This window comes from Pseudomonas sp. BIGb0176 (genome assembly GCF_024810175.1).
GTDB lineage: Bacteria > Pseudomonadota > Gammaproteobacteria > Pseudomonadales > Pseudomonadaceae > Aquipseudomonas > Aquipseudomonas protegens.
In genome coordinates, this window is record NZ_JANUEC010000001.1 from 803,109 (window position 1) to 817,918 (window position 14,810).

The window sequence follows — 14,810 nt, forward strand, 5'->3', positions numbered from 1 at the left end:
GCGATGCACTGCCGATCGATTTGTTCTTCCTACAAAAACAACAGGGAGCAAGCGATGAACTGCCATTCGCGCATGACCACGGCCGGTTGCTCCGGACGGGTCGCCACTACACCAAACGATCAGGGCCGCAGAGCCCGCAACGGTGATGATCCGGCTACGCGGCCTGCGCCGCGCGAGCCCTTGCGCCGCTGACCAAGACTCGTAGTGCCTGGTGCTGTACCGCCCGTTGCATACGGTCGCTTCCAGGCTCTTGTTGTGCGGGTTCGTGCGGGCGAGCCGGCTTTCTTGAGGATGGGTTTCATGTCCAACACCTTGCGTTGCGGCGTTGCGTTGTCGTGGGTCTTGCTGTGCACCGGGGCTTACGCCCAGCCGCAGAACCTCACGGTCATTTCCTTTGGCGGAGCCACCAAACAGGCTCAGGAGCAGGCCTACTTCCAGCCATTCAACCAGAGCGGGGCGGCCCGGGTAGTGGCCGGCGAATACAATGGCGAGCTGTCGAAGATCAAGGCCATGGTCGATGTCGGCAAGACCAGCTGGGATGTGGTCGAAGTGGAGAGCCCGGAGCTGCTGCGTGGCTGTGACGAGGGCCTGTTCGAACCCTTGGACCTGGCCCGTTTCGGCGACCCGGCGCAGTACGTGCCCGGCACGTTGACCGAATGCGGGGTCGCCACTTATGTGTGGTCGATGGTCATGGCCTTTGCCCCGCAGAAGCTGGCGAAGGCGCCGCAGTCCTGGGCGGATTTCTGGAACCTCAAGGACTTCCCCGGCAAGCGCGGCTTGCGCAAGAGCGCCAAGTACACCCTGGAAATTGCCTTGCTGGCCGACGGTGTGGCGCCTGCCCAGTTGTATCAGGTGCTCAACACCCCCGAGGGCGTGACCCGGGCTTTTGCCAAGCTCGACCAGATCAAGCCCTACATCCAGTGGTGGGAAGCCGGGGCTCAGCCGCCGCAGTGGCTGGTGGCCGGTGACGTGGTGATGAGCGCAGCCTACAACGGGCGCATTGCCATGGCCCAGAAGGAGGGCATGCAACTGAGTATCCTCTGGCCCCAGAGCCTGTACGACCCGGAGTACTGGGCGGTGGTCAAGGGCTCGCCGAACAAGGCCCTGGCCGAAGCCTTCATTCTGTTCGCCAGCCAGCCCCAGGCGCAGAAAGTGTTCTCTGAAAACATCCCCTACGGGCCGGTGCATCGTCAGGCGCTGCCATTGCTGCCTGAGGCGGTGCAGCGGCAACTGCCGACCTTCGAGGCCAATTTGAGGGGCGCCAGGGCAGTGGATGCGGGGTTCTGGGTCGATCATGGCGAGGAGCTGGAGCAGCGTTTCAACGCCTGGGCCGCTCGCTGAGGGAAAGGCCGTAGGAGCGAGCTTGCTCGCGAAGATCGTCAACGAAAACGCCGCGTTCACTCAGTGACCGCGGCGTTTTTTTGTGCATCGCGAGCACGCCCGCTCCTACAGGGGGCTTTGGCTGGTGGGTGGGGGCTGGGTCAGCCAGTCGATGAATAGCGCGAACAGCTCGGCCTGGGAGTTGATGGTCAGCTTGGTGTAGAGGTTCTTGCGGTGCATGCGCACGGTTTCCGGGGAAATCTCCAGCACCTTGGCCGTGGATTTTACCGAGTGCCCCCGCAGGATCAGGTGGGCAATTTCGCGCTCGCGAACCGTCAGCAGTGGCTGGCCAAAGCTCATGAACGCCGCTTCGATCTGCTGGTTGAAGTTGGCCGGTGCCGGGGCGGGCAGTGCGTCCTGACTGGCCTGGCGCAACAGCGGTTGCAGGCCGCTACCGCCGAAACGACGGATCAGCTCGCGCACCAGCGGTTCCACCGCCCGCAGCAGCGCCAGGGGTTCGCTGGCGAAGCGCTCACCGCTCAGGCCCTGGAACATGCACAGGGAAATCTTGCTCTGGGGATCGAGGTCGACGATGTAGTAACTGTCTTCCGCGCCCCCGGTCTTGAGGTAGTAGGTCTTGTAGTACTCGCTGCTGAAGAAGTCGTCCGGGGCGATTTCCGACAGGTGATAGAAACCTTCGGCCAGGCCGTTTTCCACCGCCAGGCAGAACGGATCCAGCAGATAACCGCGGGAAAAGTAGCGGTTGATGATCTCGTCGCGGTAGGCGCCGACTATGCCCCGTTCATGCAGCAATTGCGGTGGCAGGCCCTTGCGTTCCAGGCTGATCATCATCGATTCGATGGGCGTCAGGGCGTTCAGCGCCGTCGCCAGGTGCTGCAGGAAAGTGCCATCGTCCACGCTGCCGAAGGCCTGGGCCAGGCAGGCGTGCCAAGCCTGCAGGGCAGGGAGGCTGAGGGGGGCGGTAGAAGTGTTTGCTGGTGCGCTCATGCCCGGCAGTCTAACGGTCGGGCGCAGGCCCGGTAAGACCCCGGGCCGATATTCGCGCTGCCAGCGGCTAGGGGTCATTGGCCCAGGTACTGGCCGTTCTGGCGCAGTTCGGCGGCGGCTTCGAGGATGCAGTCGCGCAAGGTGGCGACTATTTCGTCGATCTGCTGGCGAGTGATGATCAAGGGGGGCGACATCACATTGAGATGGCCGATGGGGCGCACCAACAAGCCTTTGGCCTGGGCCCGCAGATGGATGCGCTCGGCGATGTTCAGCCCGTCGGGCAGCAGCGCCTTGGTGCGCTTGTCGGCGACGAATTCGACGCAGGCCATCAGCCGCTTGCAGCGCACGCTGCCCACCAGGGGCAGTTCGGCCAGGGTCTGCAGGCGCTGCTCCATATAGACGCCGACCTCTTCGACATGGGCCAGCAGGTTTTCCCGCTCGATGATCTCGATGTTCTTCAACGCCGCGACGCAACTCACCGGGTGCCCGCTATAGGTGAAACCGTGGGTGAAGCAGCGACCCTTGCCCGGCTCGCCGATGACCTGCCAGATGCGCTCGGAGAAAATGCACGCGCCCAGGGGCAGGTAGCCCGAGGTCAGGCCCTTGGCAGTGGTGATGATGTCCGGCTGCATGCCGAACACTTCCTCGGAGGCGAAGAAAGCACCCAGGCGGCCGAAGGAGGTCACCACTTCGTCGGCGACATACAGCAGGTCGTAGCGCTGGCAGATTTCCCACATGCGCCGGTGATAACCCTCGGGAGGAATGATGACCCCACCGGAGCCCATGATGGGTTCGGCGAAGAACGCCGCCACCTTGTCCGGGCCCAGGGTGAGGATCTTGTCTTCGAATTCCGCTACCAGGAACTCGAGGAAGTCCGCTTCACTCATGCCGGCCGGCGCCCGGTAGTAGTTGGGGCAGGAGATGTGGTGAAACAGGTCGCTCATGAAGTCGAATTCAGGCGCGCGGTCAGCGGCCTTGTTACCGATGGACATGGTCAGGAAGGTGGAGCCGTGGTACGCGTTGTGCCGCGAGATCACGTGCTTCTTCTCATGCTTGCCGCGACTGTTCTGATAGAACTGCACCAGGCGGTAGGCGGTGTCCACCGCGGTGGAGCCGCCGGTGGTCAGGAACACGTGGTTCAGGTCCCCTGGGGCCAGGCTTGCCAGCTTTTGGCAAAGCTCGATGGCGCTGACATTGGCCATGTCGCAGAACGGGTTGGAGTAGGCCAGTTGCCGCACCTGGTCGGCGATGGCTTCGGCCATTTCCTCGCGGCCCAGGCCGATGTTGGTGCACCACATGCCGCCTACGGCATCCAGGTAGCGGGTGCCGGCGGTGTCATAGATGTAGGCGCCGTCGCCGGCAGCGATATTCAACGACCCCTGCTCGCGGTGTTCGTCGAACATATGGAAGCCGTGCATGTAGTGTGCCTTGTCGGCGGCCACCAGTTTCGAATCGTCGAACTGCTGGAAGAAGGCGTCGGGTTGGATAGCCATGGGCTTCACCTCGGGTAGCAATATGGGGTGGAAAGTCTGTGGGTTCGGGGGGGGGGGCTCACTTGCCGATCTTCACCATGTTCCAGGTACGGGTGATCAGCCGGGTGCTGGCGGGCGTCTGGATCTTCTGGGTGAACAGCCGCTCGCGGGTCTGGGCATCGGGGTAGATCGCCGGGTTGTCCCGCACCTCGGCGCTCAACAGTGGCGTGGACTTGAGGTTGGCGTTGGCGTAGCGGATGTAGTCGCTGACCTCGGCCATTACCTTAGGTTGCAGCAGGTACTGGATAAAGGCATGGGCGCTGGCCACGTTCGGCGCGTCGGCGGGGATGTAGAAATCGTCGAACCAGATCAGCGAGCCTTCCCTGGGAATGAAATAGTCGAGCTTGACCGGTGCCCCGGCCTCGTTGGCCCTGGCCTGGGCCGTGGCGTAGTCGCCGGACCAGGTGGCGCTGACGCACAGGTCGCCATTGGCCAGGCCATTGAGGTAGCTGGTGGAGTCGAACTTGCGGATATAGGGGCGCACCGCCATCAAGGCATCCTGCGCCGCTTTCAAATCCTCGGGGGCGGCGCTGTTGGGATTGCGCCCCAGGTAAGCCAGCACCAGCGGCAGAATGTCGGTGGGCGAATCCTGCAGCGTCACCCCGCAATCGGCGAAGCGCGACACCACCTTGGGATCGAAGAGCATGGCCAGAGAACCGATGGGCGCGTCCGGCATGCGCTCGCGGACCTTGTCGACGTTATAGGTCACGCCATTGCTGCCCCAGGTATAGGGCGCCGAGTACTGCACACCCGGGTCGTAGCTTTCCAGGCTCTTGAGCACCTGCGGGTCGAGATTCTGCCAACTGGGCAGCAAGGCCTTGTTCAGCGGCTGGAACACCCGCGCCTTGATCAAGGGCGGTACCAGGGCCGCGTTGAGCACCACCAGGTCGTAGCCGGAGCGCCCCGGCAGCAGCTTGCCCTGGACGGTTTCATAGGAATCGAAGGTGTCGTAGATCACCTTGATCCCGGTGGCCTTCTCGAACCCGGCGAGGGTGTTCTCGCCGATATAGTCCGACCAGTTGTACAGGCGCAGGGTCTTGTCTCCAGGCTCACCGGCCTGTGCCCAAGCCGCCGTCAGTGCCAGAACCACGCCAAACATCGCAGGGAAAGCTGTACGCATACTTCAATTCCGCCTTGAACGTGATGGAAGGAGCCCGGGTCGAGCCGTTGGCGTAACTGTCCGCGAGCGCCCCGGCCCACGCCATAACCCGATCGGGTAGGTGGGCAAACACAGAAGGGGGCAGCTATCTGGATGGGTTTGTGCAATCATCCCGCCTCGTTGGCGAACACCAGGCTGTTCACCCGACGGATTGGCTCAGCCCGGAAACCTGTAGAAACAGCCCGGCAGAAAAAATCTCGAATAGGAGTTGCCAGGAATGGAAAACACGTCCATAATTGCGACCATTCCTCAGCGAGGAAACGGAAAAACTCTTTAGAAATCAAAGAGTTACGAGGTGAAGTTGATCTCGTTAGCCGTTCCAGTTTGTACGTGTCCAGTGTTGTGTTTCAGGCATTGGGCATTTGGGGCCGAGTAGCAAAATGGTTATGCAGCGGATTGCAAATCCGCCTACGCCGGTTCGATTCCGACCTCGGCCTCCACTATAAAAAGCCCGTAGATCAATGATCTACGGGCTTTTTTCTTGCCTGAAATTTGTCAGGTGTTCCGCAACTTTTGGAATGTGTTCCGCAACCCCCTCCTTATTTCGTGGGTTTTACGATCTCTCCGACACGTCGGTAGACCTTCTTGGTGATCTCCTCGGAAGAGTGGCCGAGCAGTCTGCTGGCATGCTCCAGGGCTATCTCGCTAGCGGCTTTTGGTCGTATGTCACGAAACTGAAATTGCCGGATGCTCGTTGCCAGAGCGTTATCGCCATCGGCAGCTGCCTTGATAGCGGCCTTTTCCCGGGCTTCATCCCAGCGATTGCGCAGCATCTGCTGGCTCATGCGCAAGCCTGAAGCGTTGGTGATGAGCACCGAGGTCTTGATGCGATTCATGGCGCGTCGTTCCTTTAGCTTCTCCAGGAAGACCGCCAGGTCCGATTGTTTGCCAGCGTCCTCCAGAAGAATTCGCAAGCGTTTCTCGGTCTTGCCCTGGCCAATCCGCAGAAAGCCTTCGCTCATGTCTGTGGTCGCAGCCTTCAGCACATCCGCGGGCCGCTGCCCAAGATCCATGGCGTCTCTGAACTCCTGCGCTGCCTGAGAGAAAATTCAGGGCAGAATCGACGCGTCGACCTGAATCGGTCTCCTTGCATAGCTAGGTCGGGAAGGTTCCTTAGACTATCGTAAGTGGTGACAAAAAAAATACGAGTCGCTATTGTGGGTGTCATTTAGCCATCGTATAGCAGTGTATATAGAGGGATCTATGTCAAAAGTTCAGCGCCCAATCGAAATGGGAAATCTTGTTTGTAAGTTTGGTTCAAAGAATTTGCTTGATTACTTTGATACTGTCGTTTATCCAGCGTTTTTCGATGAGAAGCTAGTCAGGCGGTACAGTGATACTTCATATTTTTTTAATAAGGTGGAGATTGTTACTGTTGAGGGTCGAGTTCTTCTGGTAGGGCGTTTTATCAAGGATACGTTACTTAAGCGTGAGCAGGTATATAGTCAATCCAAAGGTTTGATTGAGGATCACGAAGAGCTGCAATCCTCTCCTTCTGCTATTTTTGTTTTGGTTTTAGATGTTCATAGATTGATCTATCTGAAAGAAGTTTCGCATGCTCCTAGTCTTGATAGTTTTAAAACTACTGTTGAAAGTTTTATAAAGGTTAAGCATAAAGAGTTTATTGATCGGCTCGCTGATGAAAGTAAAGAGGCTGGTGAGCGAATTACAAAAAAGCAATTGATGATTGATCACTTTCCTCCAACTTTGGATTTGATTCCTCTAACATCTGCTCGAAGTGTTGAGGAGTTTGTTAGGCAGTATGAAGTGTTGAGTTCGGTCACCTATAAGTTTTCTGATAGGAATGATGAGCAGGATAATGAAGGGTTTTTCCGAGCGATTCAAAAACAGAAGGATGAGGTTGGAAGTAAGACGACAACGGTAAAGCATTCAAATACACAAGGGCTTGATAAAGACACTGTGATCGGTGAGGTTCAAGCAGCTACGGCGCAAGGTACTCAGAAGGTAGTTATGGTGGGCAAGGATTCATCCGGTACTACTGTGAAAGGTGATAATAGAGACTTTCAGTTAAAGACAACTGTAGAGGTTAATAGTCACACACCTGCTAGAATTGCTAGGAAAATGTTTAGTAAGTTTCTCCAGCTTGTCGGTGATGGCTTGATCCGTGTGGGTACGCCGCCTCGCGAGGCTCGTGCGAAACTGGAAGCTTATCGAGAGGACGACCATGAATAATGATGATCTGTCGCCTAAGTCTTTAACTGAAGAAAAAAGCCTTTGGGCTGTTTACCTAAAGGCTCGAAGAATTCCATTCAATGGGTTTAATTTTTGGTCGATTGTTGTTGTGACTTTGCTGGTGGTGCTTCAATACTGCGTGCTTGATATATCTCTTGATGAAAAGCTGAAGATAGTGCGCGAGTTCTCTTCGGTTGCAATGGGTATAGTTGTTTCTGTATTGGGGTTTCTGCTGGCAGGGTTTACAATATTTGCTACAATTAGTCAGCCGGAAATGTTTGTAGCTATGTCGGCGCATCGTCATGAGGTTTCAGGACTTTCCTATCTGAAGAATAATTTCTTCATATTTATGAGGGTGTTTATATATTATTTGCTGTATACGGTGTTTTGCTTGTTTGTAATTGTTTTTGGTGTAAAGGGAGGGTTGGTTCATAAGGTGATTTTGCTTTCGCCGATATCATGCAAAATTAGTGAGTGGTTTGTTGGTGGGGCATATGTTTTTTTATATGCGGGACTGTTTTTTTTACTTCTTCAGCTTAAGTCGTTCATATTTAATGTTTATCACTCTGTTATGACGGCAATTCGTTGGAAGGCTCTACAGTGATCATGGGTTAGTCTCCTGCTTTACTCCTTTGCAGGTCGTGTTTCCTATTTGTAAGGTTACAAAAAGCAGATGATTTTCATTGTTTAAATGGGGATGGATTCGATGAAGAATTGCTTGGCGCTATACAGCTCTCAGCATGGAGGTCGATGTACGTCTTTCCATCCCTTGATCGGATCGATTGAGCTAGCTGCAGTCCCGGAGGTAGTGTCGACTACTTGTTCGTTGCACATCCTTATGAAATTCGGTTTCGGGTCGCTGGAAGCTTCTGCGAAATCAGTTCCGTAACCCCCTCCTTATTTCGTGGGTTTTACGATCTCTCCGACGCGTCGGTAGATCTTCTTGGTGATCTCCTCGGAAGAGTGGCCGAGCAGCCTGCTGGCATGCTCCAGGGCTATCTCGCTGGCGGCTTTTGGTCGTATGTCACGAAACTGAAATTGCCGGATGCTCGTTGCCAGAGCGTTATCGCCATCGGCGGCTGCCTTGATAGCGGCCTTTTCCCGGGCCTCGTCCCAGCGATTGCGCAGCATCTGCTGGCTCATGCGCAAGCCTGAGGCGTTGGTGATCAGTACCGAGGTCTTGATGCGATTCATGGCGCGTCGTTCCTTTAGTTTCTCCAGGAAGACCGCCAAGTCTGATTGTTTGCCAGCGTCCTCCAGAAGAATTCGCAAGCGTTTCTCGGTCTTGCCCTGGCCAATCCGCAGAAAACCTTCGCTCATGTCTGTGGTAGCGGCCTTCAGTACATCCGCGGGCCGCTGCCCGGTGAGGTACGCAAGATCCATGGCGTCTCTGAGCTCCTGCGCTGCCTGGGCATATACGGCGTCCCAGACGATATCGCCCGCGTAGTAGTCCCTCGGGGTTTCCTTGTTGCGGCGCACACCAAAGCACGGGTTGGCCTTATCAGTCATGCCCCATTCTCTGGCGATGGTGAACACGTGGGAGAGCAGTGCAATTTCCCGATTGGCCCTCACCTTGGCGGTGCGGGCGTCGCGGTACTGAGCCACGATCTGAGGCGTGATCGCATCGATGGGAGCGTTCTCGAAGGCTTTGCGCAGTTGCTTGAGCTCCTTGAGGTTGTCGCTTTGAGTCCGTGGCTTTTTTCCGGGGATGATTTTCGCTTCGTATTTGTCGAAGAGAGCTCCCATCAGGTGCGCAGGTTTCGGTGGCGCGGTGCGCTCTAACCTGGCCCATTCGATCCTTGCCTCATCAAGGTCGCTACCCAGTGGAATCTCGACGCGCTTGCCATCGGCATTGCGCCCGCAGTAGTAGTACCCGACCCAGATCTTGCCGCTCTTTCTTTTACGGGTACGCCTGAGCATTCGAGGCGGCAGGTCCCGGTTTTCTAGCGTTCTATGGCGCATGTGTCAGCCTACCTTCGACAAGTCGAGGGTCCAGGTCTCTGCGACTGCGTTTGTCGTTGAGGCTTTTACGCCCGCCAATTTGAGACGGGCATAAATACGACCAACGATGGGGCGTCTGGCCCCGGTCAGAACGTACTCCCAGCCGTTGCGGGTCAACCACTGGATTTGTCGGGAGGGGATCTGATAGCCCGTAATGGCGACGAGCTCCTCCTGGTTGAGTGTTTCGCTTGGCAGCGCGACAGATTCGATAGACCCTGTTCTTTTACTCATACCGGTAGCCTCGCAGTGATGCACGCTGCAGTACTTGCCTTCCGGATTTAACGGGCAGAGAAGGAGTCGTGTGCAATTGAAAAGGGAAAAAATCTTTATGACGACTAGAAGCCCCAATGGTAGTGCCACTGCGCCTCAAACCGTTCGAACGTTCCAAATCAAAGCTGTAAGCGATGTGCTGGCAAAGCTTGATTGGGAGATCGAGCAACTTCAAAAGGCTCAATTTTCTCAGAGCATCGATACGGTGGAGACTTTGAGCTATCACGCCATCAATGCTGCGATCACGGCTTTTCATCTTTGCGAGTGGATATGGCATGCCGGGACGCCGCAACAAAGGGATGTCTGGCTGCTGGCGGCACCTTCGGCCTCTAAGACCAAGGGGAAAACGCGATTTCAAGTTGGCTTGAAAACACAATGTCCCGAGTTTGGTGTGTGCAGAGAAATAGCAAACTCCTTCAAGCACTTCGCTGATGATCAGCACACAGACACTAGCGTGCGGACTGACGTGCCTTTGTTCGAGTCTTTTGTGCCGGCCATGGCAGGTATCACCAGAGCAGGAGAGCCTCTTGTTCAGTATTCGAAAACTTTGATGGTTCGTATTAAGGGGGATAGCACTCCTATTGCGCATGTGCTCTCTAAAACACATGGTTTTCTTGAGGATTTCTGCGAGAAAAATGGATTTTTGATTATTTAATAGCTTTGAATTTGGACGGTACTTGTACCCCTCCACAAGCTGCGCGAGCGGCCCACTCTGAGCGTTCAGCGTTGCTCCAGGTGTGGCTGCCCCGCGCAGCTTTGCGTGGGGTATACGTACCTCGGTGGTTCTGCGGGCAAGAGCAGTAATGCCTGCTGCTACGCAGCAGAGGCTCTTTGTTTTCTGCGCGTCGACGCTGGCGGCGTTGCGGAGCAAAGCGGTCATGGCTTGGGCGGTGGGCTTAGCGTGCGGCATGCCGCTTTCCTCCGGTTTCTGATAGCGGGCTGGTCCATCGATCTGCTGGCTCATGCCGCTTCCTCCTTTGCTACTGGCTCCACTAGGGCGGCCATGGCCAGGGCTTGATCGCGCAGCGAGCGCGAATCTCTTTCGAGTTTTTTTCCGGTTTTGAAGGCGCTGAAGGTGTCGGCGGCGATGCGCAGCAGATCCGCGATGGCCAGTAAGGTCTGGCGATGTGCTGGCTTGAGGGCTTGGCTGTCCTGCAGGTGCTTTTGCAGTTGAGCCAGCCTTTGGTTATCGGCTCGAACGAACTTGAGGGCGGTTTTCAACTCGCGCAGTGCTCTCGCGTTGTCCGCTTCGGCAACGGCTTTGCCTTCCTCGATCCCGGCTGCTCGGCCATTGCTTCGGCCTATCAGGTAGCCGGCCCAGTAGAGCAGGGCGACGGTGAGTATCAGGCCGATCAGGGCAATGATCTGTATGTGGGTCATGTGGTGTGCTCCGGTGGGTTTGGCTGGTGGTGGCAGCCGTTGGGTTATTGGTCATGATCGTTGGCGTCGGCCAGTTGCTTGGCGTGTTCTTCATCCGCCCGGTAGGCGCGGATGTCGATCAGTGCGGCAACGTGGCGGATGTGTGCGTACTTCGGCGCCTTGCGACTGCTGTCCAGGGTGGTGACGGGCAGTTGAATGCGGCCGCTGCTGATCTCGGCGGCGAACGACTGTTCGTTGAGGTTGCGGAAGTACTGCACGCGGATCTTTTCCAGCGGGATCAATACATCGCCGAAGGTGCGATACAGCAGTTCGACGGTGGCGGTTTCCGGTGCTGGCATCAGGCGCAGCGGGGTCTGGTTGGCGTTACTCATTGGCTTGCTGGCTCTCCATGCGCTGGCGGCGTTTCGGGTGGTTCCAGGTAATCAGGCAGTGGGCTTTGGTCAGCTCGCGCAGATGCTCGGGTACCTCAAGGAGCGCAGCGTTGCGCTCCTCTTTGGTCCGTAAGGCGATGATCTGGCGGGCGTACTCCCTAGGCCACGTCACGGCGATCTGCCGGGATAGCGGGCAGGGCGAGGCCCAGTTGCTCGGCGAGCCAGGGAATGCCGGCCTGTCGAACCCGCGTTGACTGGCTGTATTGCAGGCCCAGCTCCGGGTGGAACCATTTGCCTTCCTTGGTTCCCAGGTACTCACGGTCGCGCGTTGGATAGGCCGGCAGTCGCTCGGCGTTGAGCAAGCCTTTCTCTTGCATCAGGCCGATCAGGTGCGGTCGTGTGATGCCGAAGTACCGGGCCGTTTCCTTGAGGTTGCGATCCATGGTGGCCTCCTAAGCAGCGTGCGCGGCGGGAGTCGCCAGCGCTGCCAAGTGAAGGATGGATTCGCAGACATCCTGGTACATCTGCACGTCGCTGCCCGAGACGGTGAAGCACTTGGTCCGTGGGCTTTTGATGCCGATGCTCAGGATAACAGTGACGTCCTTGCGCGTTCGGGTGCGGTGCATGGCCAGACGAATCGGCAGTTCAAACCCGAGATCCAGATCGAGGAAGCCACCCAGGCACACCACACCAAACACCTGTTCGCGCTGTTGGGCGCTGAAGGCTCCGAACACGCGCTCGGCGTGCCGTGGTGGAGCCAGCTCGGCGTTAGGATCGATTGGGCCGTTGGCGATTTCTTCGATGAAGTCAGCCAGCTTCAAGTGGGCTTTCTTGTCGTTGGCCAGGGTCAGCGTGTGGCGTTCGCTGCCGACCTCGACAACAAAAGTGGTGTCTGTCGGGTTGCGATCAACCTTCAGCCGAAGTTTCAACGCCGTGCGCTGTGGTAAATCGCGCAGGGTGTGGTGGAAGGTTTCGCTCAGGTTGACCTGGGCCTTGAGCAGTTGCAGCGTGCGGTTGTCGACTCTGAACTTGCTCATGCCGCGTTACCTCCGCCGTTGGGATAGACGGGTGGAGGAGCTGCGTAGCGTTTAGGTTTGGGCTTGGATGGGACAAAGATGCACCCGAATTCTTGTGCAAGCCGGCGAATTTCGAAGATGCGCAGGGGGGTTGCGGCTGCTGGGTGGGCGTGCAGGGATGCCGTGGTGTGCATGGTGTTGCCTCGCTCTGTGGTGGGAGAGTGAGGCGGAATATCAACCATGGATTTCACAATGTCAACTGATGGTTTATATATTGCGCTTTGAAGATTGGATGGCTAAATTCACCGTTCGTCAGCTAGCAAGGAGGTCGTAGCATGAAAGTGCCAGGAGAGGAGCTCATCATTGCCTTATGGAAGACCGTCGCAGAAAAAGGAGTAGGAGGGTTTTGGAAGCCGTACCAAATGAGACGTGAAGGTATGGCGACAGCTGAGATCCAACGCCGTGAACGGTTACTTCTGGCACAGACTGAGCGGGAGGCAGAGGAGATCAGATCGGGACAGAAGAACGTATCTGATATCCGTCTAAAGATAGGCTTTGCTGACGAGCAGCGGCCAAATTTGCTTGGTAAAAGAGTCGAGCCAGTTATCGATCTCTCTGCAATTATGGAAGATGTAAATCATGAGGCGCGTTGTGAAAGGTTGAGTAGAGGGATCAATGTTACGAAAGCACTCTTCCATGCTGAAGATGACCTTTCTCAAGGCGCCGAGAGTGAACCGGATGGTGAAGTTGATGATGACTGGTTTGCTCGATGGAAAGAGTACGCCGGCGGAGTGTCGAAAGAACAGCTTCAACTTCTCTGGGGGCGGTTATTGGCCGGAGAGCTAAAATCTCCGGGAGCTTTCAGTTTGCGATTTTTAGACTTTGTCAGGAACCTGTCTTCAGTTGAGGCTTCTCTAATTCAACAGCTTTCTAAATTTAATTTTGAAGGGTTGATTTGGGCAGATAGCAAGCTACTAGAAATGGATCTTAATTTTAATCAGCTTCTTGAGCTTGAGGCCTTAGGGGTGTTGACAGGTGTTACAGGTGGGCTGAGCCAGATGTTGAGGTCAGCCGAGCAAAATCGTTGGGTTTCAGGGATGGCTCTTTACAATGGTCAAGGTTTAATCATAGAGCATGATGACCCCCAAAAGACTACAACCTTGAGGGGGTATAAAGTGACGGCGCTAGGTAGTCAGATTTTCGGTTTAGGTGACTTTTCAAACTCTATAGATGTGCTTAGGGAGTTTTCGAGTCATCTTGGTAAAGAAGGATTTAAAGTTTATTTTGCTACTTGGGAATCAGTGAGCGGAAATAGTTACTTCAAGAAAGGGGAGTTGTTGGTTTGAATTATTCGGGGACGAAGGTTCCTACCACCTTTCCACATATTTGAGTTTCCTCAGTAATAGGAATAATTGGGTACTGGGGGTTTATAGGGCGAAGGTAAAGACTACCAGCGTCTTCTACTAATATTTTAAAGGTGGCTTCATTTGTTCTGGGGATTCTTGCAATAACTCGATCCCCAGTTATCACTTCTGCTTCTGGGTCGACAAAAATGATGCAACCAGTCGGATAACTTCTACCAGACCCAGGATTCGTCATCGAATCTCCATGTACTTTCAGCGCATAACCATTTTTACTGATTGCAACGGGGCAAGACAGCCAAGCTTCAGCATCATAATGGTCAACATTAGATGCGGCCTCACACCACGCTCCAGCTTGTACCCAGGAAATCAGGGGTACCTTCTCAAAGGGTTTGGTAATCGGATGCGCATTGGCCACCAGATCCTCTGAAAGAGGTAAATGATTAACGTAGGACTTCGGTTCGACCCCGTATTCCAGCCATTCCCTTCTCACATTCAGCCAAGAGCACAGGACGACCATGCTGTCGGCCTCTGGAATAGCTTCTCCGTTCAGCCACTTACTGATCGCTTGAGGTGTTTTATGAACGCCCAGGTACCGTAGTTGGCGGTGGATGTCCACACCCCGCCCTCTGGATCTAACGCCAGCGTCGTTTAGTGCCTCATGGAGGCGTGCAGAAAAAGCGGATCGCAAATCGTTCTTGTCAACCATTGGTTGATGGTTGCATAAAGCTTGCACAATAGTCAGTTGATCTTTAATATCAACTGAACGTTGATTTTTTGAGGTCATGATCGTGCACCATATTTATGAGCAAAATGCTATTGCGTTTGCGTTTAAGGCTGTTGGTGGGATTGGCGTTGCGGCACAGATCTGTGGACGAAGTAGTCAGGCGCTTAGCAAGTGGCGTCAATCAGGCCGCTGGCCACGTACCGAATATACCGGCGAGACACAATACGCAGAGCTTCTTGCTAGTGCAGCCTTTAAGCAGGGGGTTCCGCTTGAATCAGGTTGGTTACTGACAGCAGGAATACCTATTAAACCCGCTGCAAAATAAAAAAGAAAAAAGGCGATCCGAAGATCGCCCAGTTCCTCCCAGCACACACCACCACAGTGTCGCCGGGTCGCGGTTTAGGTAGGCGTGCACACCACATGCAAAAACGTCTACTTCAACCGCGCTTTCAAGGCTCGGAAGCCTTGGGTT

General features: G+C 55.6%; 17 protein-coding genes and 1 tRNA gene. 6 read left to right on the forward strand and 12 right to left on the reverse strand.

Going from position 1 to position 14,810, the window contains the following annotated elements; translation table 11 throughout:
* The first annotated feature begins 300 nt into the window (after positions 1-300).
* Positions 301-1,341 (forward strand): ABC transporter substrate-binding protein, encoded by a 1,041-nt coding sequence (locus tag M2395_RS03295; protein ID WP_123430608.1) that lies wholly within the window; start codon positions 301-303, stop codon positions 1,339-1,341.
* A 105-nt stretch (positions 1,342-1,446) separates the two neighbouring features.
* On the opposite strand, the gene M2395_RS03300 is transcribed toward M2395_RS03295, so the two are convergent.
* The 3 genes from M2395_RS03300 to M2395_RS03310 all read right to left on the reverse strand — a co-directional run bounded on the left by M2395_RS03300 (position 1,447) and on the right by M2395_RS03310 (position 4,980).
* On the reverse strand, positions 1,447-2,328 hold the full coding sequence (locus M2395_RS03300; RefSeq protein ID WP_019094480.1) for a LuxR C-terminal-related transcriptional regulator: 882 nt from the start codon (positions 2,326-2,328) through the stop codon (positions 1,447-1,449).
* Positions 2,329-2,402: 74 nt separating this feature from the next.
* A complete protein-coding gene (locus tag M2395_RS03305) occupies positions 2,403-3,821 on the reverse strand; it encodes an aminotransferase (protein ID WP_011061747.1) in 1,419 nt (472 codons plus the stop codon).
* 58 nt (positions 3,822-3,879) lie between these two features.
* Positions 3,880-4,980 carry a polyamine ABC transporter substrate-binding protein gene (locus M2395_RS03310; protein WP_011061746.1) on the reverse strand — a complete coding sequence of 367 codons (1,101 nt, stop codon included), beginning with the start codon at positions 4,978-4,980 and terminating at the stop codon, positions 3,880-3,882.
* A 405-nt stretch (positions 4,981-5,385) separates the two neighbouring features.
* Here M2395_RS03310 and M2395_RS03315 point away from each other — a divergent pair.
* Positions 5,386-5,459: transfer RNA gene (locus tag M2395_RS03315), tRNA-Cys, on the forward strand.
* Between the two features lie 99 nt (positions 5,460-5,558).
* On the opposite strand, the gene M2395_RS03320 is transcribed toward M2395_RS03315, so the two are convergent.
* Entirely contained in the window at positions 5,559-6,032 is a 474-nt protein-coding gene (locus tag M2395_RS03320; protein WP_123430609.1) for a tyrosine-type recombinase/integrase, read from the reverse strand.
* Between the two features lie 190 nt (positions 6,033-6,222).
* Here M2395_RS03320 and M2395_RS03325 point away from each other — a divergent pair, with 190 nt between their 5' ends.
* Together M2395_RS03325 and M2395_RS03330 are read left to right on the forward strand one after the other, a co-directional pair.
* Positions 6,223-7,212, forward strand: a complete 990-nt coding sequence (locus M2395_RS03325) for a hypothetical protein (protein ID WP_123430610.1) — start codon at positions 6,223-6,225, stop codon at positions 7,210-7,212.
* Positions 7,205-7,816: a hypothetical protein gene (locus M2395_RS03330; RefSeq protein WP_148071258.1), complete on the forward strand. Its 612-nt coding sequence runs from the start codon at positions 7,205-7,207 to the stop codon at positions 7,814-7,816. The genes M2395_RS03325 and M2395_RS03330 overlap by 8 nt, the downstream gene beginning before the upstream one ends.
* 293 nt (positions 7,817-8,109) lie before the next feature.
* Here the strand turns inward: M2395_RS03330 and M2395_RS03335 are convergent, their stop codons facing one another.
* The 7 genes from M2395_RS03335 to M2395_RS03365 all read right to left on the reverse strand — a co-directional run bounded on the left by M2395_RS03335 (position 8,110) and on the right by M2395_RS03365 (position 12,271).
* Positions 8,110-9,174, reverse strand: coding sequence for a tyrosine-type recombinase/integrase (locus tag M2395_RS03335; protein WP_123430611.1), 1,065 nt, complete (start codon positions 9,172-9,174; stop codon positions 8,110-8,112).
* Between the two features lie 3 nt (positions 9,175-9,177).
* Positions 9,178-9,444: a DUF4224 domain-containing protein gene (locus M2395_RS03340; protein ID WP_053152253.1), complete on the reverse strand. Its 267-nt coding sequence runs from the start codon at positions 9,442-9,444 to the stop codon at positions 9,178-9,180.
* Positions 9,437-10,447 (reverse strand): hypothetical protein, encoded by a 1,011-nt coding sequence (locus M2395_RS03345; protein ID WP_185057775.1) that lies wholly within the window; start codon positions 10,445-10,447, stop codon positions 9,437-9,439. The genes M2395_RS03340 and M2395_RS03345 overlap by 8 nt, the downstream gene beginning before the upstream one ends.
* Positions 10,444-10,863 (reverse strand): hypothetical protein, encoded by a 420-nt coding sequence (locus M2395_RS03350; protein ID WP_123430612.1) that lies wholly within the window; start codon positions 10,861-10,863, stop codon positions 10,444-10,446. Before M2395_RS03350 ends, M2395_RS03345 begins: the two co-directional genes overlap by 4 nt.
* Positions 10,864-10,907: 44 nt before the next feature.
* Positions 10,908-11,234, reverse strand: coding sequence for a pyocin activator PrtN family protein (locus M2395_RS03355; protein ID WP_123430613.1), 327 nt, complete (start codon positions 11,232-11,234; stop codon positions 10,908-10,910).
* Between the two features lie 158 nt (positions 11,235-11,392).
* Complete coding sequence (locus M2395_RS03360) at positions 11,393-11,677, reverse strand: DNA-binding protein (protein ID WP_103739781.1); 285 nt, start codon at positions 11,675-11,677, stop codon at positions 11,393-11,395.
* Positions 11,678-11,686: 9 nt separating this feature from the next.
* Positions 11,687-12,271 (reverse strand): hypothetical protein, encoded by a 585-nt coding sequence (locus tag M2395_RS03365; protein ID WP_123430614.1) that lies wholly within the window; start codon positions 12,269-12,271, stop codon positions 11,687-11,689.
* 314 nt (positions 12,272-12,585) lie between these two features.
* Between M2395_RS03365 and M2395_RS03370 the strand changes: the two genes are divergently transcribed.
* The gene (locus tag M2395_RS03370; RefSeq protein WP_123430615.1) at positions 12,586-13,596 is read left to right on the forward strand and encodes a DUF2806 domain-containing protein; all 1,011 of its coding nucleotides are present in this window, start codon (positions 12,586-12,588) and stop codon (positions 13,594-13,596) included.
* Between the two features lies 1 nt (position 13,597).
* Here M2395_RS03370 and M2395_RS03375 read toward each other — a convergent pair whose 3' ends face one another.
* Complete coding sequence (locus M2395_RS03375) at positions 13,598-14,320, reverse strand: LexA family transcriptional regulator (RefSeq protein ID WP_123430616.1); 723 nt, start codon at positions 14,318-14,320, stop codon at positions 13,598-13,600.
* Positions 14,321-14,396: 76 nt separating this feature from the next.
* On the opposite strand from M2395_RS03375, the gene M2395_RS03380 reads away from it, so the two are divergent.
* Positions 14,397-14,663: a hypothetical protein gene (locus M2395_RS03380; RefSeq protein ID WP_123430617.1), complete on the forward strand. Its 267-nt coding sequence runs from the start codon at positions 14,397-14,399 to the stop codon at positions 14,661-14,663.
* The last annotated feature ends 147 nt before the right edge of the window (positions 14,664-14,810 follow it).